We start from the raw sequence: 18,548 nt of genomic DNA on the forward strand, positions 1-18,548 counted from the left end.
ACGCGGTGCGATACCTGCGACGGGTCGCGTGCGGCGCCCGGGGCTCAGACCGAGTGCGCGCTCTTGTAGTCGGCCAGCCGCAGCCCGTGGGCGTCGGCCAGCGCGGCGATGTCGATGACCTGTTGGCGGCTGATGTTCCCGTAGGAGTAGTGCCGGTCGATGCCGGCCAGGCCCATCAGCGCGGTCTCCGCCATGCACGCGAAGAGCTGGCCGGCCTCCAGGAACGCCCGCGCGGAGGGGTGCAGGCCCTCGCCGTTGGGCGTGGCGACGATGCCGCCGAGCATGTACGCCAGGTCGGGCCGCTGCTCGGCCAGGTCCGGCACCGCGTTGTTGGGCACCGCGATGTCGCAGACCACCGCGTCCCTCGCGAAGTGCTCGCCGGTCAGGAACGGTTCGGGGCTGTTGGAGGCGCACAGCACCAACTGCGCCTCGCGGAGCGCTTCGGTGTCCTGGGCGACGGTCAGGAACGGGTCCGTGCCGTACCGCTCCTCCAGGTAGGCGGCGATCGCCTTGCCGCGGTCGGCGTCGCCCGCGCCCTCGGCGGACGCCCCGTCGGCCAGCCACTTGGTGATCAGCGGCTCCTCGGCGAGCCGGGCCGGGATGCCGGTCAGCTCGCCGCCGGCCGCGATCCGCGCCCAGCACTCCTGGTAGATGCCGTGCACGGTGTTCCGCAGGCGCCGCGCCGAGCCGTCCCGCCGGCTGCCCACCAGCACGATCTTGCCGAGCTTCTCGGCGAAGAGCTGGCTGTAGACGGAGGCGATGTTGCCGGCCGCGCCGACCACCGCCAGCGTGGCGTCGGCCACCTCGAAGCCGCGGTCGCGCGCGCCGCGCTCCATGGCCCGTACGCCCATCGCGACGGTCAGCGCGTTGCCCGACGTCAAGGCGATGCCGGGGACGTTGAGCGAGGTGCAGTTGTTGGTGACGATCGAGGTGTACATGCCCAGGCCGGCAACCTCGCAGCCGTCCGCGCGGGCCGCCTGCACCCGCTCCTCGACGTCCGCCCGGATTCCGGCCACGTCCCCGGACGCCAGGTAGCGGCCCATCTGCTCGGAGCCCACCATCAGCGGGTAGAGCGCGAACTCCACGGCGCTGCCCAGCGGCGAGTCGATCCGCACGCCCGGGTACGGCGCGGCCTTCTTCACCGGCTCCATGCCGAGGACGAAGGAGCGCAGCGCGGCGTCGCTGAGGTCGGCCAGCGCGGGGTCCACCTGCCGCAGGTGGGCCGGGGTGATCAGGTGGTTGACGAACGCCACCTTGCGGACCGGGCCGGTGATGTCGCGCGGCGCGCCCTGCTCGTAGCCCTCGATCGCACCGCGGAAGTCGCGGATCTCGGCCCGCGGCTTGGGGATCGTCCGGTCGCTGGCCGGGTGGACCAGGTGCAGGGTGTCCTCGTAGCGCAGGATGCGGCAGAGCCGGTCCAGGGCGCCGCGCAGCCGCTCGATCTCCTGGTCGGTGAGGCGCGCGGACGGCTGGATGCGCAGCACGTTGCCGGCGCTGCCGGTCGGCGCGATCCGGATCCGCTCCTGGCGCAGCAGGTAGCCGGAGAGAAGGTAGCCCAGCGCGCCGGTGTAGGCGCTGCCGCGCAGCACCATGGAGCGGGCCTCGCCCTGTTCGCGCAGTTGGACGCCGAGGAACAGGCCCTTGCCGCGGATGTCCTCGATGACGTCGGGGTAGGCCGACTTGAGGTCGGCGAGCATCTCCAGCAGCCGCTCGCCGCGCTCGGTGACCTGGCGGTAGACCTGCCCGTCGTCGGCCTCCAGCATCTCGACGACCTTGCGGCCGATGGCCGAGGAGAAGTCGTCCATGGCGAACGTCGAGCTGTGGATCAGGTCGAACTCGCCCTGGTACAGCGACCGTCGGACCAGCATGGCGGAGACCTTGGCCAGGCCGCCGCCCAGCGACTTGGACAGCGTGTAGTAGTCGCCGCGCAGCCCGATCAGCGAGCTGGCCAGGAAGGCGCCGCAGCGGCCCATGCCGCTCTGCACCTCGTCGATGATCAGGGCGGTGCCGACCTTGTTGCAGAACAGCCGGATGGCGCGGCCCTGTTCGGCGGTGAGCGCGTGGATGCCGCCCTCGCCCTGCACCGGCTCGACGAGGAAGGCGGTGAGGGCCGGGAAGTCCCGCTCGACGATCCGCACCCGGCCGTCGGCCAGTTCGGCGTCGAGCAGCACCACCCGCTCGTCCTCGGCGATCCGGTCCAGCAGCTCGGGCCGGTCCATGGGGACGAAGCGGACCCGGGTGCCGAGGTTCTGGAACGGGGCGCGGAAGCCGGCGTTGTAGGTGAGCTGGACGCTGCCGACCAGCTTGCCGTGGAAGGACCGCTCCAGGGCCAGGAAGAGCGGCTTGGTGGCCAGCGCCGCCGCGTTGTGCGCGCCGACGGCGGCGAGCAGCGCCTCGACACCGGCGGCGGGGGTGATCTGGCCCTGGAGGGCCGGGAGTTGGTAGGCGTCGGCATCGACGGTGGCCGTCCCGCGGCGCAGCGCGGCGCCGGCGGCCTCCAGGTGGGCGGCGGCCTCCTCGGCGAGCGCCGCCGCCCGGGTCACCCGGACCAGTTCGGCGTGTTTGACGGCCGCCTCAATGGCCTCGGCGCCGCTGTTGCCGAAGGTGGCCAGGTACGGCTCCTTGATGCCGGTCTCCCGGCGGACGACGTCGCTGAGCGCGGCGCCGAGCCGGCCGGCCTCGCCGCGCAGCGAGAACTGGGCGTGCACGGGGCGCTGCTGGTCCAGCAGCTCCTTGGCGTGCGCGACGATCTCGGGGTGGTTGTGGCCGAGGATCAGCGAGCCGTAGCCGCCCATCAGGTCCAGGACCGGTACCAACTCGCCCTGGTCATCGCGGTGGTAGAGGGTGTTGCCCTCGGCCCGCTCGTACTCGACGTCCAGTCCCAGGGCGGTGAACACCCGGCCCATCTGGGGCTGCACGTACTCGGTGAACGCGTGTGTTGCTGACATGGACTGGTGTCTCCTAGACGAGGTGCGGCCGCTCGGCGAGCAGGGCGCCCGCGAACCCGTTGAAACTGCTGTGCAGGCTGAGGACGGAGTCGATCCGCCGCTTCCGGGGCGCGCCGGTGACGAAGTCGGTGCCACCGTCCGGCGGGGTCTCCAGGTGCGCGATCGGCGGCAGCTCACCGGTGGCGAACAGACTGGGCGCCAGCGCCAGTTCGGCCAGCGGGCCGGCGGCGCCCAGGGTGCCGGTGACCGGCCGCACGGAGCTGACCGGGACGCCGGAGTCCTTCAGCAGCACGCGCAGCAGCTCGGTCTCGGCCGCGTCGTGGTGGACGGTGCCCTTGCCGTCGGCCAGGACCGCGCCGAGGCTCTCCGGCGTCACGCCGTGCGCGGCCAGCAGGCCGCGGGCGCTCTCGGCCAGTGCGGCCGGGCCGACGCCGCTGTCCACGGTCGGCCGCAGCGTCGCGCCCAACACCGTGACCAGGGCGCGGGCGCCGCGCGCCGCGGCGTCCCCGGCCCGCTCCAGGACCAGCGCGACGGCGCCCTCGGCGAGCACCGTGCCGTCCCGCTCGGCGTCGAAGCTGCGCAGCGAGGCGGCGCCGCGGCCGCCGGCGGTGAGGTTGCCGGCGCGGTGCTGCGCGGCCAGCTTCAGCGGCTCGTTGAAGCTGCCGGCGCCGACCACCAGCGCGGTGTCGCAGTCCCCGTGGCGGAGGCTGAACGCGGCCCGTTGGAGGGCCCCGAGGGCCGCCCCGGCGTCCTGCACGAAGGCCGCGCAGTCGCCGCGGAACCGCTGGGCGATGCTGACCAGCGCCAGGGTGTTGTTGTTCAGCGCCCGGATGACGGTGAACGGGTTGAACGTGGCGGCGTTGCCGAACGCCTCGGCCACCACCCGGGTCAGGTCCGCGCCCATCCCCGGCGAGGTGTCGGTGCGGGCCTGGTCGAGCGCCTTGTGGAAGGCGGCGACGCTCAGTTCGGTGGAGTCGTCCTGGGCGACGTAGAGCCCGCGCCGCTCCTCGGGGATCGCCTGCCAGCCCTCGCCGGCCGCCCGCATGGCGTCCTCGGCGGCCAGCACCGCGTTGAAGGTGAACGCGGTGCCGAACTTCCGCAGCTTGTGGGGGACGCTGTCCCGGCTGGCCTGCTGGAGGTCGGCGGGCACGTGCCCGAAGTGGGTGATCTTCTTCGTCCGGACGTAGGGGTCCTGGTAGGGGACGAGCGCGGACCGGCCCTCGCGCCAGGCCGTCCACAGGGCCTCGGGCCCGCGCCCGGTGGGCAGTACGGCGCCGATGCCGGTGACGACGATCGCGTCGGGGTCGAAGGCGCCGGGGTCGGGCGCACCGTGCCCGGCTCCGGGCCGGGTCTCGGTGCTCGAATCGATGTCAGTGCTCATAACCACGCACCACCAGACTGGCGTTGAGGCCGCCGAAGCCGAAGGAATTGCTCACCGCCACCGACACCTCCTGGTACCGCGCCTTCTCGGGCACGTAGTCCAGGTCGCAGGCCGGATCCGGGTTCTCCAGATTCAGCGTCGGGGGCACGATGCCGTCCCTTACGGACAGCACGGTGGCGATCAGCTCGGGCGCACCGGCGGCGGCGATCAGATGGCCCAGCATGGTCTTGTTGGCGGTGACCGCCAGCTTCCGGTAGTGCTCGCCGGCCGCGAACACGTCCTTGATCGCCCGGGTCTCGATCGGGTCGTTCAGGGGGGTGGAGGTGCCGTGCGCGTTGATGGAGTCCACGGCCTCCGGCGCCACCTCGCCGTCCGCCAGCGCCCGGCGCATCGCCAGCGCGGCGCCCCGGCCCTCCGGGTGCGGGGCGGTGACCTGGTAGGCGTCCAACGAGCTGCCGAAACCGGCCAGTTCGGCGTAGACCGTGGCGCCGCGCCGGCGGGCGCTCTCCTCGCTCTCCAGCACCAGCATGGCGGCGCCCTCGGCGGCCACCAGCCCGCTGCGGTCCCGGTCGAAGGCCCGGCACAGCCGGTCCCCGAACAGCTCCGAGGTGGACGGGGCGCCCAGCAGGTGCAGCCCGGTCATGGTCGGCAGGTTGAGCACCGAGTCGGCGCCGCCCACCAGCATCGCGTCCACCTCCCCGCGCCGGATCATCCGGTAGCCGTGGCCGATGGCGTGGGTGGCCCCGGCGCAGGCGGTGGAGAAGTTCAGCGCCGGGCCGCGCAGCCGGTGACGGGCGGCGATCCCGGCGGCCAGCGCGTCGTTGGTGCAGAACAGGCCGCTGGCGCGGTCCAGTTGGTCGCGCCGCTCGAAGAGCGTGCGCCAACTGGGCCGACCGTCCTCCCCGATGGCGTGCAGCAGCTCGTAGGGGTCCCGCTCGGGCACGCCGGAGCCGACGGCGGTGCCGATCCGGCCGATCGCGCCCGGGTCCGCGACGCCGGCGTCGGCCAGCGCCTGTGCGGCGGCGGCCAGCCCGAACCGGGCGCGCCGCTCCAGCGGCCCCTTCGGGCCCTCGTCGGCGCCGTACCGCGCGGCGAACGCCGCGTCGTCGACCGGCGCCGCGTAGCGCACCGGGAAGTCCGGGGCGCCGGGCAACTGCCAGGCGCGGATCGCGGAGCGGCCCGCGGTCAGGCCCTCCCACATGGTCTCCCAGTCGAGCCCCAGTCCGCAGACGGCGCCCAGCCCGGTCACCACGACGCGGCGGCTCATTTCTCGGCTCCTTCCAGTACGACGGCGCCCACCTGGCCGCGTGCGCCGCAGGCCAGCACCAGGGCCCGCGGGGCGGGCAGCGGCTCCTCGCGGGCCGCGTCGCCGTCGGCGACCAGCCGCCGGCCGATGGCCAGGCCGTGCAGCGCCAGCAGGGTGTGCGCCAGCGGGTGGGCGGGGCCGAGCACCCCGGTGGCCCGCTCGCCGGTGAAGTGGGCGGGCCGCTCCGCGGCGCCGGCGAAGACCCGGTCCAGCGCGGCCTCTTGGGCCCGTGCGGTGGTGTGCGTCCAGGCGGCGTCGGGCAGCACCCAGCCGATCCCGTCGGCGTCCGTGCCGGCCATCTCCAGGGCCGTGTGGACGGCCTCGGCGAGCGCCTCGGCCCGGTCCTCCTCCGCGGCGCCGAAGGCCCGCCCGTAGCCGGCCAGCCGCGCCCCTGGGGCCGCGGCGCCCGCCCGGGGGCCGTCGGTGCGGTCGGGGCCGCCGTCGGCCCGTTCGGCGAGCAGGAAGGCCGCGCCCTCCCCGGGGACGGCCCCGTTCCACCCCAACTCCTCGTACTGGACGAAGAGCAGCGGATGCACCTTGGGACTCACCGCCCCGATCAGCGCCGCCTCGTTCTCCCCCTCGGCGATCGACAGCGCCCCGTCGATCAGGGCCGTCAGGCCCGCGTCGGAGAACGGCGAGTACGCGGCCATCGCCCCGGTCAGCCCGAAGACCGCCGAGATGTGCGCGGCCGCGGTGCTGTTGAGGTGGGACAGCCCGCTGAACGGCGGGACCTCCCGGCCGTAGAGGGCGGCCACCTCGGCCGGCGAACCGGCGGCCCGGTGCAGCCCTTCCAGCACGCTGAACCGCAGCAACTCCTCGTCCACCGTGGGCAGTCCGAGGTAGAGCCCCCAACCGGGACCGCCCACCGGACCGGCCTCCGCCGGGCCGGCCAGGGCCAACCGCGCCCCGTAGAGCGCCATCCGGGCCTGCTTCTCCGAGGTGCGCAGCACCCTGCGGTGCACGCCGAGGGTGGCCGCGTCGGGGTCGTCCACCAAGTAGGCGGCATCGAACTCCGGCCAGGGGCCGGCGAGTTCCGCAACCGGCCGCCGGGTGTCCTTGCCGGCGACCAGGGCCTCCCACAGGTCGCCCGGGTCGGTGCCGGCGGCCGTGTAGAGGCCGGGCGCGGTCAGTCGCACGTCGTGCGTCGTCATGGCCGCGCTCACCCCGCCTGGGCCAGGATCAGGGAGCAGTTCTGGCCCCCGAAACCGAAGGAGTTGGACAGCACCGCCCGCACCCGTGCCGGGCGCCGCTCGGTGACGACGTCCAGCCCGGCGGTGACCTCGTCGGGCTCGGCGAAGTTGAGCGTCGGCAGCAGCGTCTGGTGCTGCAGGCTGAGCACCGACAGCACCGCCTCGGCCGCCCCGCTGTTGGCCAACGAGTGCCCCATCGCGGACTTGTTGCCGGTGACCGGGACGTCGCCGACCCGCGCCCCGAAGACGGTGTGCAGGGCCGCCGCCTCACAGGTGTCGTTGGCCTCGGTCGAGGTGCCGTGGGCGTTGATGTGGTCGATGTCCTCGGGGGCGAGGCCGGCGTCGGTCAGCGCGGCCCGCATGCACACCGCGTAGTCCGAGCCGTCCCGCGAACTGGACGTCATCTTGCCGGCCTCGGTCACCCCGGCGTACCCGGCGACCCTGGCCAGGATGCGGGCGCCGCGCGCCTCGGCGTGCGCCCGGGACTCCAGGACGAGGAAGGCCGCGCCGTCCCCGATGACGAAGCCCGAACGGTCCTTGTCGAAGGGCCGGCTGATCGCGCCGGGCTCCTTGCCCTCGGCCGGGGCGAGGGCGCCCACCCCGTAGAAGGCGGTGACCGCGGCCAGCGTGGTCAGCGTCTCCGCGCCGCCGGCCAGCGCCACGTCGAGCACGCCGCTGCGCAGGTAGCGGTAGGCGCTGCCGATGGCCATGCCGCCGGCGGCGCAGGCGTCCGCGCGGGTCTCCAGCACGCCGGTCGCGCCGAAGTAGTCGGCGAGCGCGGCGGTGGCGGTGTCCGGCTGGACCTTCTGGTGCCGGTGCGGGTCGAGCCCGCCGTCGGTGCCGGCGTCGTCGAGGCGGTCCAGGTAGCCGTCCAGGTCCAGGGCGCCGGCGTCGTGGTCCACGTGGGCGGCCAGCGCGGAGAGTTCGGCCGGCTCCATGACCATGCGGTTGCAGGCGAGGAAGACGCCGCCGCGCTCGGTCTCCAGCCGCCGCGGCAGTCCGCTGCGCTCCCACGCCTGGGCGGCGGCGTGCCAGGCGAGCACGCCGGCCGGCCCCAGCGGCCCGGCCTCGGCCGGCGCCGCCCCGGCCAGCTCCCGCTGGACCTCGGGGTCGAGGTGCGCCGAGACGGCGCAGGGGACGCCCCACTCCGAGTGGAGCGGGTGCTCGGTGATGAGCGTGCGTCCTTCCGCGAGGTGCTCGAACAGCGCCTCCGGGTCGGTGAGTTGCCCGGCGACCAGACCGATCCCGGTCACCACGACCTCGTGTTCGGCCCCGTGGGCCACGGGCCCGGACCCGTTGGTCGGGAGTTCGGCCCCGTTGGTTGAGTGGGGTGTCACTTGCTTTCCTTTCGCACGACTCGCACGACGAGCGACGCCTTCCGCACCGGCCTCGCTGCGGTCAGCCGACGGGCTGGGCGTCCCCGACGGCGACGAGCGCGGCCCGCACGCCCTCGGCCATCACCTCGTCACCGGTGGCCGCCTCCAGCGCGGCGCCGCAGCCGGCGCAGATCGCCTTGCCGGACGCCGCCAACTCGGCCTTGTCCGCGCCGCATTCGGTGCACTGCTCGGGCAGGTGGTCGAAGATCGCGTGGGTGAAGGCGGCCCAGTGCGCGCTGGTGGCCGCCGCGGCGACCTCGTGCGGCCGCTGGCCGGCGTGCACCTGCTCCACGGAGTAGCCGAAGGCGCTGCGGCGCAGCACGTCGGCGGCGAGCTCGGTGATCCCGCCGCGCTCGTCGTAGAGCCGCTCGGAGCCGCCGAGCGCGTTGGCGAGCTGGTCCAGGACATTCGACTTGGGCAGCGTCACGCCCAGCTTGGTCTCCATCTCGAAGCGGAATTCGACCAGGTCGAGGGATTCCGCGCCCAGGTCGCCGACCAGGGTGGCGTCCGCGGTGATCTCGTCGACGTCGGTGCCCAGGACCTGGGCCAACCCCTCCCGCACGATGTCGTGGATCTGCTCGGCCGCATAGGGGTTCTGCATGGCTCTCTCCTTGTTTCTGAGCGCTTTCGACACCACCGTCGACCGGCCATGAAAATTCCCGGAAAACGGCAGCAGAAATTACTCGGCAGCGTGTTTTCACGCGCGTTCCACCGGCTTCGGAAAACGCGTAGCGCGATGAATGCGCGATACTAGGAGCCCGTTCGGCGAGCCTTGGTGACGTCGCGCCGAATTTCAGTCGACGAGCACCACGGCAGACTGCCGCACGGCAAAGGTGAATGAAAGGTATGTGGTGGTTTGCCCACTTGGGCGTGACATGGCGCCGTCAACCCGACGCATTAGGCCCGTGGCGCAAGAGACTCGCCCCGTGGGCACAAGAGAAAGGGAACATTCCAGCTTAGGAATCCCTGAATTTAGATGCCTGCGTAGGCACTACACATGGCCGTCCCCCGTAGCAAATGATCCCCCGACACCTGCTTGCCAGGAACGGGCAGTTCCCATCGGCGGCCACCTCGTTGTGGCACACCCACAAAGCCCGTCCCGCCTCACTACTGGAGGCACGACAAAAACGTTACCAGAGGCCCATACGAGCGTCACTCGTTTGTGCGATAGGTCACGTGACCCAGTGACGCAAGAAAGGGTTAACCACGAACGGTTCGCGGTAACGCGAAAATTAACGCGCAATTCACACGGGCCCGGCCTCGCGGAAAAGCCCAGGAAGCCGGCGGGTTACCGCGCGTAAACGTCGCGAGGGACCCGCCTAATTCCGGCCACGGCAACGTTTCCCGGCCACCCGCCCGACCGTCGCCCTCACCCGACGACCTCCGCCCCCGCCACCGGAAGCGCCCGCTCCCCCTGGAGCCGCCGCCCATATCCGGCCAACCGCTTCCCCAGGTTCACACTCACCGCACCGACCAACCGCCCCTCCCGGTAGTGCGCCTCCACCACCTTCTCCGACCCCGGCTCCCCCTCCTCCACGACCACCCGGTCCCCGCTCCCCGGCAGCCCCACCGACTTGATCCGCAGCCCGAACGCCGACGTCCAGAACGACGGCACATGCGCATACGGCTCCGCCCCCGCCGGCCCCGCCAGCAGGTTCCGCGCCGCCAACTCCCCCTGCGCCGCCGCATTGCTCCAGTGCTCCAACGCCACCGGCCCGTCCGCCGACCGCACCGCATCGCACCGGGCCACGTCCCCGGCCACCACGATCCGCGGATCCGGCGCCGCGGCCACCCCCGCCGCCCGCGCGAACAGCCGCTCGTCGCAGTGCACCCGCCCCGCCGGCAGCGCCAACCCGGACCCCAGCAACCACCCGGTCGCCGGCACCATCCCGATCGCCACCACCACCAACGCGGCCGGCAGCACGCCCCCGTCGGCCAACTCGACCCCGGCGACCCGACCCCGTTGCGCACGGAACCCCGTCACCCCGACGCCCAGCCGCAGCACGACCCCGGCCCGGCGCGCCGCGTCCGCCACCACGTCCGGCACCGTCCCACCCAACACCCGCAACGGCCGCCCGAACGGCTCCACCAGCGTCACCCGCACCCCGAGCCCCAGCCCGACCAGCGACGACGCCAACTCCACCCCGACGAACCCGGCCCCGACGACGACCACCTCACGGGCCCCGCCGTCCACCGCCGCGCGCAGCGCCCGGACGTCTCCCAGCCCCCGCACCGTCAGCACCCCGGCCGGCACCGCCCCGGGCCACTCCCGCGCCCGCGCCCCGGTCGCCACCACCAGCCCGTCGTACGGCAGCTCCGCCCCGTCGGCGAGCCGCACCCGGCGCCGCTCCCGATCCAGCCCGACCGCCGCGGTCCCCCGGACCCAGCGAGCGCCGAAGTCCTCGGCGCCCGCCAGCCGGATGTCCGCCTCGGTGAGCGTCCCGGCCACCAACTGCTTCGTCAACGGCGGCCGGTCGTAGGGCAGTTCCGCCTCCTCCGACACCACCGTCAGCGCCCCGGTGAAGCCCCCGGCCCGCAGCGCCTCACCGGCCCGGACGCCCGCCAGCCCCGCGCCCACCACGACGACCTCGCGCACGGCCCTCAGGCCCCCTCGACCGAGATCGCCCGCACCGGACACGCCCGCACCGCGGCCGCCACCTTCCCCGCCAGCTCCGGCGCCGGGTCCGGCGCGACCACCAACTGCTCGTCGTCGTCCAACGCGAAGACCTCGGGCGCCACCAGCGCGCACTGCCCCAGCCCGTCACACAGCTCGTAATCGACCTTGATCCGCATGCCTGCCTCCCCCAACTCCCCTATGGAACGAGCCGTTGCGCGACGGGCCTCGGCCCGCCGCCCCCACCCGCGGCCGGCGGCGCACCACCGACCGCGGGGCACTACGCCCTTACACCGTCTCCCGCGCGTACCGCAGCGGCAGCTCCGCCAGCCCCCGGATCGCGTCCGAGGCCAGCCACTGCATCTCCCCCGCCGGCACCCCCAACTCCAGCGTCGGGAACCGGTCCAGGATCTCGTTCAGCGCGATCGTCGCCTCCTGACGGGCCAGCCGCTGCCCCAGGCAGAAGTGCGGCCCCATCCCGAACGCCATGTGCTGCGCGGTGGCCCGCCCGATGTCGAAGGTGTGGCCGTCCGCCCGCACCTCCGCGTCCCGGTTGGCCGCGTTCAGCAGGAACCGCACCAACTCGCCCTTGCGGATGGTGACCCCACCGGCCTCGAAGTCCTCAAGGGCCACCCGGTTGACCGTCGTCATCGCCGACCCGCGGAACCGCAGCGCCTCCTCCACCGCCGGACCCACCAGCGACCGGTCCGCGCGCAGCGCGGCCAACTGCTCCGGGTGCGTCAGCAGCTCGTGCAACGCGTTGGCCAGCAGGTTCGTCACCGTGTCGTGCCCGGCGATCAGCAGCACCGCGGCGAACGACGACAACTCCTCGTCCGTCAGCGCCCCGCCGTCCTCGAACCGCGCCGCGATCAACTCGCTCAGCAGGTCCTCCGTCGGCCGCTCCCGCTTCGCCCGGATCAGCCCGATGCAGTACCCGAACAGCTCGCCCGCCGACGCCTGCATCGCCTCCAACGACGGCGCCGCGGAGATGTCCATCGCCCACTTCCGGAACGGGTCCCGGTCCTCGCCCGGCACCCCCAGCAGATCGCAGATCACCTCCAGCGGCATCGGATAGGTGAACGCGTCGATGAAGTCCGCCGTCCCGCTGTCGCCCAGCTTCTCCAGCAACTGCCGGGTGATCTCCACGATGCGCGGCTCCAACTGCCGCACCGCCTTGGACGCGAACGCCGCGCTCACCAGCCGCCGGTACCGGGCGTGCGCCGGATCGTCCTGCTCCAGCAGCATCACCTGGAGCCCCGGCACCAGCGCCCCGTGCGGCGCGTGCACGTGCACGTCGTTGGAGAGCCGCGGATCGCTCAACAGCTCCCGGGTCAGCGCCGCACCCAGCACCGTCCAGGTCTCCTGCTGGTTCAACTGCCGCGTACGGATGATCTCGTGGTCCGCGGCGAGCCGCTCCAGCTCCCGCTCCAGGCCCGGCGTGGCCGCCAGCTCGGCCAGATCGATGACTTCGGACATGACGAACTCCCCCTAGAACTGCCATGACTGACGGGCGCCGGCCCACCCGGCGGCATCCCGCAACGGACGTGGGCCGACCGACCCCGGAGAAACCCGGCCCCGGACCCCATGTGTCCGGCGGCCGGCACTGCACGCGCCGGAACGACTCCTCAGTCCCGGAGCAAACCCACGGCCTGGCGGGCGAGTTGCTCATCCAACGCGCCCGACCGGCTCCCGGCGATCCCCGACCGCATCAGGGCCGCTCCCTCGACCAACGCCACGAACGTCTCGGCCCGCGCCCGGCAGAGATCGGCCGACCACTCCGGCCGCCCCTGCTGCACGAAAGCCTCCACATGGGCGACGTACTGCCGGTAGAACTCCCGGACCACCGCGGCGATCTCCTCGTCCCGCGCCGCCAGCGCCCACACCTCGACGTACAGCCGGACCAGTTGCGGGTCCTCCTGCTCGGCCAGCACCACCGCCACCACCTCGGCGGCGTCCGCCCGGCTCCCCTCCGTCACCTCGATGACCGAGGGGTCCGCCGGATCCAACCGCAGCCCGGTCGTCTCCGCCAGCCGTTCCAGCGAGCGGTCCAACGCCCGTGCCAACACGGCCTTTATCAGGTCCGCCCGGGTCGGGAAGTAGTGCTGTAGATGCCCGACCCGGACCCCCGCCTCACCGGCGATGGCCCGCAGCGACGCATCCGCATTGCCCTTGGCGACGAGCACGGACTCGGCGGCATCCAGCAGACTCGTCCGCCGCAGGTTGCCCTGCCGGGTCAAGTGCGGCTTGCCGTCGTCCCTCTCCTCGCTCATGACACCGTGACCTCGACCCCGGCCTTCTCCAGCTCGGCCACCACGTCCTGCGGCGCCGGCGTCATCTCCGGGAACACCACCCCGCGCGGCGCCTCGGCCCCATCGGTCCCGAGCACCCGCCGCAGCCCCAACAGCCCGCCCAGAGCGGTGAGATGGGCCTGCCCCGCGGCGTCCTTGACCACCGCGGTACGGCGCTCGCCGCCCCGCCCGTGGACCTCGATCCGCAGCAGCGCGCTGCCGCCCTCGCCCGGCGAGTACAGCATCGACCGGCGGGTCTTCTCGAACTTCTCGCCCCGCCCCCACCGGAAGAACCCGGTCTTCTTCAACGCCAGCAGCGACGACGTCGACGAGTTGGCGCTGAACCCGATCCGCGTGATGGCGGTGTCCACCCCCAACACCAACGGCAGTGTGAACTGCTCCGGCGTGTCGATCCGCGCCACCTTCGTCCGGTACCCGCCGATGTCCACGAACCCGGCGTCGCTCAACGGCATGATCGACCGCCGCTCGCCGTCCTCCACGACCTCGTAGTCCAGGCCCAGCCGGTCCATGAACTCCACCGAGTCCGTCCCGGCCCGGTCCTTCAGGTCGTACCGGATCGCGATCTGCACCCCGGCCGCCCCGCCCAGCTCGGCCGCCAGCGCCGCGGTGACCAGCGTGGTCACGCCGCCCATCCAGCTCGACGACAGCAGCACCGGCGCCTTCGGCGGATTGACCGCGGCGATCGCGACGGCCCGCTGCAACCGCGCCGTCCACCGGGTGATGTCCACATACGGCACCCCGCCCCGGAGGGCGGCCAGCAACACCCGGTCGTCCGGGTCGTTCACCGTACTGACCACGGCCCGGACCTTCGCCGAGAACGGCTCCGGATCGCTGAGGTCCCAGCGCCGCACCTCCGCCCCGACCTCATCGGCCAACTCCCGCCCGCGCTCGGGCGTGCGCCCGGTCAACAGCAACGGCCAGGAGGGGGCGGCGAGCCGGGTCAGTTCGCCGCCGACGGTCCCATAACCGCCGACCACGAGCACCGGACCATTCACATCGAGCTGCAGGTCATCGTCCACACCCCAGACACTAGGTCACGCGACCTAGATTCACAACGGCCGTCATTGTCGCCCCCGTCACATAGAGTCGTCAGCCCACGGACCGTCTACTACCGTCCCCCGCCGAGGAGTTGAGCCACCCCATGCTCATCGAGCACGTCCTCCCCCCGCACGCCGTAGGCGAGGACGCCCTCGGTGACCCACCGCCCACCGCCCCCACCGGCCTCTTCCCGGAGGAGGAACGCGCGATCGCCTACGCCGGCGACAAGCGCCGCCGCGAGTTCATCACCGCCCGCCAATGCGCCCACCGCGCCCTGGCCCGCCTGGGCCTCCCCCCGGCCCCGCTCCTCCCCGGCCCGACCGGCGCCCCCGCCTGGCCCCCCGGCATCACCGGCAGCATCACCCACTGCGACGGCTACCGCGCCGCCGCCGTGACCCGCACCACCGACCTCCCCCACCTCGGCATCGACGCCGAACCCCACGCCCCCCTACCCCCCACCGTCCGCGAGGGCATCACCACCCCCACCGAACGCCACCACCTCCAGCACCTCACCGCCACCCACCCCGACATCGCCTGGGACCGCCTCCTCTTCAGCGCCAAGGAGTCGGTCTACAAGACCTACGCCCCCCTCTCCCCCCGCCCCCTCGACTTCGACGACGCCGAAATCACCTTCGCCCCCACCACCCACACCTTCACCGCCCGCCTCCAACTCCCCCACCACCCCACCCTCTTCGGCAACTGGCACACCACCCCCACCCTCCTCCTCACCTCAGCCTCCCTCCCCACCCCCTGACCACCCACAACACCCACCCCACAACGCAAAAAAGCCCCGCCCCAAGCCAAACCCGGGAACGAGGCTCCAACACCACAACCACCAACCATCACAACAACGACAACGCAAAAAAGGCTCCGGCCCCGAACCACAATAAGGTTCAAGGGCCGGAGCCATAAAAGAAGTTCGGCGGCGTCCTACTCTCCCACAGGGTCCCCCTGCAGTACCATCGGCGCTGAAAGGCTTAGCTTCCGGGTTCGAAATGTAACCGGGCGTTTCCCTAACGCTAAAACCACCGAAACACTATGAAACTTAGAACAACCGTTGGTCTGTTCGTGGCTTCAGAACCAACACAGTGGACGCGAGCAACTGAGGACAAGCCCTCGGCCTATTAGTACCAGTCAACTCCACACCTTACGATGCTTCCATATCTGGCCTATCAACCCAGTCATCTACTGGGAGCCTTACCCCATCAAGTGGGAGGGAGCCCTCATCTCGAAGCAGGCTTCCCGCTTAGATGCTTTCAGCGGTTATCCTTTCCGAACGTAGCCAACCAGCCATGCCCTTGGCAGAACAACTGGCACACCAGAGGTCCGTCCGTCCCGGTCCTCTCGTACTAGGGACAGCCCTTCTCAAGACTCCTACGCGCGCAGCGGATAGGGACCGAACTGTCTCACGACGTTCTAAACCCAGCTCGCGTACCGCTTTAATGGGCGAACAGCCCAACCCTTGGGACCGACTCCAGCCCCAGGATGCGACGAGCCGACATCGAGGTGCCAAACCATCCCGTCGATATGGACTCTTGGGAAGATCAGCCTGTTATCCCCGGGTACCTTTTATCCGTTGAGCGACGGCGCTTCCACAAGCCACCGCCGGATCACTAGTCCCTACTTTCGTACCTGCTCGACCCGTCAGTCTCACAGTCAAGCTCCCTTGTGCACTTACACTCAACACCTGATTACCAACCAGGCTGAGGGAACCTTTGGGCGCCTCCGTTACCCTTTAGGAGGCAACCGCCCCAGTTAAACTACCCACCAGACACTGTCCCTGATCCGGATCACGGACCCAGGTTAGACATCCAGCACGACCAGAGTGGTATTTCAACAACGACTCCACACCAACTGGCGTTGGCGCTTCACAGTCTCCCACCTATCCTACACAAGCCGAACCGAACACCAATATCAAGCTATAGTAAAGGTCCCGGGGTCTTTCCGTCCTGCTGCGCGAAACGAGCATCTTTACTCGTAATGCAATTTCACCGGGCCTATGGTTGAGACAGTCGAGAAGTCGTTACGCCATTCGTGCAGGTCGGAACTTACCCGACAAGGAATTTCGCTACCTTAGGATGGTTATAGTTACCACCGCCGTTTACTGGCGCTTAAGTTCTCAGCTTCGCCTGAACGAATCCAGACTAACCGGTCCCCTTAACGTTCCAGCACCGGGCAGGCGTCAGTCCGTATACATCGCCTTACGGCTTCGCACGGACCTGTGTTTTTAGTAAACAGTCGCTTCTCGCTGGTCTCTGCGGCCACCCCCAGCTCAGACAGAAAATGTCATCACCAGAAATGGCCCCCCTTCTCCCGAAGTTACGGGGGCATTTTGCCGAGTTCCTTAACCATAGTTCACCCGAACGCCTCGGTATTCTCTACCTGACCACCTGAGTCGGTTTAGGGTACGGGCCGCCATGAAGCTCGCTAGAGGCTTTTCTCGACAGCATAGGATCATCCACTTCACCACAATCGGCTCGGCATCAGGTCTCAGCCTTAACATGTGACGGATTTACCTACCACACGGCCTACACCCTTACCCCGGGACAACCACCGCCCGGGCTGGACTACCTTCCTGCGTCACCCCATCGCTTACCTACTACAAGTCTGGTCCGTCGGCTCCACCACTCCCCTCAACTCCGAAGAGATCAGGGCGGCTTCACGGACTTAGCATCGCCTGATTCAGTATTGGGCGCTCCAAAGCGGGTACCGGAATATCAACCGGTTGTCCATCGACTACGCCTGTCGGCCTCGCCTTAGGTCCGACTTACCCTGGGCAGATCAGCTTGACCCAGGAACCCTTAGTCAATCGGCGCAAGAGTTTCCCACTCTTGTATCGCTACTCATGCCTGCATTCTCACTCGTGAACCGTCCACAACTCGTTTCCACGGCTGCTTCACCCGGCACACGACGCTCCCCTACCCATCACGATCCCCGTTAGGGTAATATCGCAATGACACGACTTCGGCGGTGTACTTGAGCCCCGCTACATTGTCGGCGCAGAATCACTTGACCAGTGAGCTATTACGCACTCTTTCAAGGATGGCTGCTTCTAAGCCAACCTCCTGGTTGTCTCTGCGACTCCACATCCTTTCCCACTTAGCACACGCTTAGGGGCCTTAGTCGATGCTCTGGGCTGTTTCCCTCTCGACCATGGAGCTTATCCCCCACAGTCTCACTGCCGCGCTCTCACTTACCGGCATTCGGAGTTTGGCTAAGGTCAGTAACCCGGTAGGGCCCATCGCCTATCCAGTGCTCTACCTCCGGCAAGAAACACACGACGCTGCACCTAAATGCATTTCGGGGAGAACCAGCTATCACGGAGTTTGATTGGCCTTTCACCCCTAACCACAGGTCATCCCCCAGGTTTTCAACCCTGGTGGGTTCGGTCCTCCACGAAGTCTTACCTCCGCTTCAACCTGCCCATGGCTAGATCACTCCGCTTCGGGTCTAGAGCGTGCAACTCAACGCCCTCTTCGGACTCGCTTTCGCTACGGCTTCCCCACACGGGTTAACCTCGCTACACACCGCTAACTCGCAGGCTCATTCTTCAAAAGGCACGCAGTCACGACGCAGAAACAAAGTCTCTGCGCGACGCTCCCACGGCTTGTAGGCACACGGTTTCAGGTACTATTTCACTCCGCTCCCGCGGTACTTTTCACCATTCCCTCACGGTACTATCCGCTATCGGTCACCAGGGAATATTTAGGCTTAACGGGTGGTCCCGCCAGATTCACACGGGATTTCTCGGGCCCCGTGCTACTTGGGTGGCTCTCAAGCAAGCCGCTGACGTTTCAGCTACGGGGGTCTTACCCTCTACGCCGGACCTTTCGCATGTCCTTCGCCTACATCAACGGTTTCTGACTCACCGACCGGCCGGCAGACCGATCAAGAAAGCTCCCACAACCCCGCACTGGCAACCCCTGCCGGTATCACACCAATACGGTTTAGCCTCATCCAGTTTCGCTCGCCACTACTCCCGGAATCACGGTTGTTTTCTCTTCCTGCGGGTACTGAGATGTTTCACTTCCCCGCGTTCCCTCCACACTGCCTATGTGTTCAGCAGCGGGTGACAGCCCATGACGACTGCCGGGTTTCCCCATTCGGACACCCCCGGATCAAAGCTCGGTTGACAGCTCCCCGGGGCCTATCGCGGCCTCCCACGTCCTTCATCGGTTCCTGGTGCCAAGGCATCCACCGTGCGCCCTTAAAAACTTGGCCACAGATGCTCGCGTCCACTGTGCAGTTCTCAAACAACGACCAGCCACCCGTCACAACCTGCACCAAGCAGACCTACACCGGGACCGGCACACCGAAGGACGAGCAACGCTCGCACCCTCAGACACCCAACAGCGCGCCCAACACAACCAGCCAAGACCCCGCGTT

The 18,548-nt window shown here is 69.9% G+C and carries 12 protein-coding genes and 2 rRNA genes; 1 reads left to right on the forward strand and 13 read right to left on the reverse strand.

The genetic code is table 11. The features are described 5' to 3' along the window. Positions 1 to 44: 44 nt before the first annotated feature. The 11 genes from PV796_RS17090 to PV796_RS17140 all read right to left on the reverse strand — a co-directional run bounded on the left by PV796_RS17090 (position 45) and on the right by PV796_RS17140 (position 14,107). On the reverse strand, positions 45 to 2,948 hold the full coding sequence (locus PV796_RS17090) for an aminotransferase class III-fold pyridoxal phosphate-dependent enzyme (protein WP_274914124.1): 2,904 nt from the start codon (positions 2,946 to 2,948) through the stop codon (positions 45 to 47). Positions 2,949 to 2,961: 13 nt separating this feature from the next. Beyond that, positions 2,962 to 4,329 carry a beta-ketoacyl synthase N-terminal-like domain-containing protein gene (locus tag PV796_RS17095; RefSeq protein WP_274914125.1) on the reverse strand — a complete coding sequence of 456 codons (1,368 nt, stop codon included), beginning with the start codon at positions 4,327 to 4,329 and terminating at the stop codon, positions 2,962 to 2,964. Then, a complete protein-coding gene (locus tag PV796_RS17100) occupies positions 4,319 to 5,596 on the reverse strand; it encodes a beta-ketoacyl-[acyl-carrier-protein] synthase family protein (RefSeq protein ID WP_274914126.1) in 1,278 nt (425 codons plus the stop codon). The genes PV796_RS17095 and PV796_RS17100 overlap by 11 nt, the downstream gene beginning before the upstream one ends. Further along, on the reverse strand, positions 5,593 to 6,786 hold the full coding sequence (locus tag PV796_RS17105; protein WP_274914127.1) for a beta-ketoacyl synthase N-terminal-like domain-containing protein: 1,194 nt from the start codon (positions 6,784 to 6,786) through the stop codon (positions 5,593 to 5,595). The genes PV796_RS17100 and PV796_RS17105 overlap by 4 nt, the downstream gene beginning before the upstream one ends. Positions 6,787 to 6,794: 8 nt before the next feature. Further along, entirely contained in the window at positions 6,795 to 8,162 is a 1,368-nt protein-coding gene (locus PV796_RS17110) for a beta-ketoacyl-[acyl-carrier-protein] synthase family protein (protein WP_274914128.1), read from the reverse strand. Between the two features lie 61 nt (positions 8,163 to 8,223). Continuing rightward, positions 8,224 to 8,802 (reverse strand): acyl carrier protein, encoded by a 579-nt coding sequence (locus tag PV796_RS17115; protein WP_274914129.1) that lies wholly within the window; start codon positions 8,800 to 8,802, stop codon positions 8,224 to 8,226. Between the two features lie 768 nt (positions 8,803 to 9,570). After that, the gene (locus PV796_RS17120) at positions 9,571 to 10,797 is read right to left on the reverse strand and encodes an NAD(P)/FAD-dependent oxidoreductase (protein WP_274914130.1); all 1,227 of its coding nucleotides are present in this window, start codon (positions 10,795 to 10,797) and stop codon (positions 9,571 to 9,573) included. 5 nt (positions 10,798 to 10,802) lie between these two features. After that, positions 10,803 to 10,994, reverse strand: a complete 192-nt coding sequence (locus PV796_RS17125) for a ferredoxin (protein WP_274914131.1) — start codon at positions 10,992 to 10,994, stop codon at positions 10,803 to 10,805. 109 nt (positions 10,995 to 11,103) lie between these two features. Then, positions 11,104 to 12,291 (reverse strand): cytochrome P450 family protein, encoded by a 1,188-nt coding sequence (locus PV796_RS17130; RefSeq protein WP_274914132.1) that lies wholly within the window; start codon positions 12,289 to 12,291, stop codon positions 11,104 to 11,106. 149 nt (positions 12,292 to 12,440) lie between these two features. Further along, positions 12,441 to 13,085: a TetR/AcrR family transcriptional regulator gene (locus PV796_RS17135; protein ID WP_274914134.1), complete on the reverse strand. Its 645-nt coding sequence runs from the start codon at positions 13,083 to 13,085 to the stop codon at positions 12,441 to 12,443. After that, on the reverse strand, positions 13,082 to 14,107 hold the full coding sequence (locus PV796_RS17140; protein WP_446750689.1) for a saccharopine dehydrogenase: 1,026 nt from the start codon (positions 14,105 to 14,107) through the stop codon (positions 13,082 to 13,084). The genes PV796_RS17135 and PV796_RS17140 overlap by 4 nt, the downstream gene beginning before the upstream one ends. Positions 14,108 to 14,265: 158 nt before the next feature. Here PV796_RS17140 and PV796_RS17145 point away from each other — a divergent pair, with 158 nt between their 5' ends. Beyond that, positions 14,266 to 14,916, forward strand: a complete 651-nt coding sequence (locus PV796_RS17145; protein WP_274914136.1) for a 4'-phosphopantetheinyl transferase family protein — start codon at positions 14,266 to 14,268, stop codon at positions 14,914 to 14,916. A gap of 163 nt (positions 14,917 to 15,079) precedes the next feature. Here PV796_RS17145 and rrf read toward each other — a convergent pair. Next, positions 15,080 to 15,195, reverse strand: a 5S ribosomal RNA gene (gene rrf, locus PV796_RS17150). 71 nt (positions 15,196 to 15,266) lie between these two features. Beyond that, positions 15,267 to 18,383 (reverse strand): 23S ribosomal RNA (locus PV796_RS17155). Positions 18,384 to 18,548 lie beyond the last annotated feature (165 nt).

This window comes from Streptomyces sp. WZ-12 (assembly GCF_028898845.1).
Lineage (GTDB): Bacteria > Actinomycetota > Actinomycetes > Streptomycetales > Streptomycetaceae > Streptomyces.

Excerpts from the sequence above, each read along its gene's own strand:
- PV796_RS17090 (WP_274914124.1), bottom strand. The coding sequence starts at position 2,948 with ATGTCAGCAACACACGCGTTCACCGAGTACGTGCAGCCCCAGATGGGC.
- PV796_RS17095 (WP_274914125.1), bottom strand. The coding sequence starts at position 4,329 with ATGAGCACTGACATCGATTCGAGCACCGAGACCCGGCCCGGAGCCGGG.
- PV796_RS17100 (WP_274914126.1), bottom strand. The coding sequence starts at position 5,596 with ATGAGCCGCCGCGTCGTGGTGACCGGGCTGGGCGCCGTCTGCGGACTG.
- PV796_RS17105 (WP_274914127.1), bottom strand. The coding sequence starts at position 6,786 with ATGACGACGCACGACGTGCGACTGACCGCGCCCGGCCTCTACACGGCC.
- PV796_RS17115 (WP_274914129.1), bottom strand. The coding sequence starts at position 8,802 with ATGCAGAACCCCTATGCGGCCGAGCAGATCCACGACATCGTGCGGGAG.
- PV796_RS17125 (WP_274914131.1), bottom strand. The coding sequence starts at position 10,994 with ATGCGGATCAAGGTCGATTACGAGCTGTGTGACGGGCTGGGGCAGTGC.
- PV796_RS17130 (WP_274914132.1), bottom strand. The coding sequence starts at position 12,291 with ATGTCCGAAGTCATCGATCTGGCCGAGCTGGCGGCCACGCCGGGCCTG.
- PV796_RS17135 (WP_274914134.1), bottom strand. The coding sequence starts at position 13,085 with ATGAGCGAGGAGAGGGACGACGGCAAGCCGCACTTGACCCGGCAGGGC.
- PV796_RS17145 (WP_274914136.1), top strand. The coding sequence starts at position 14,266 with ATGCTCATCGAGCACGTCCTCCCCCCGCACGCCGTAGGCGAGGACGCC.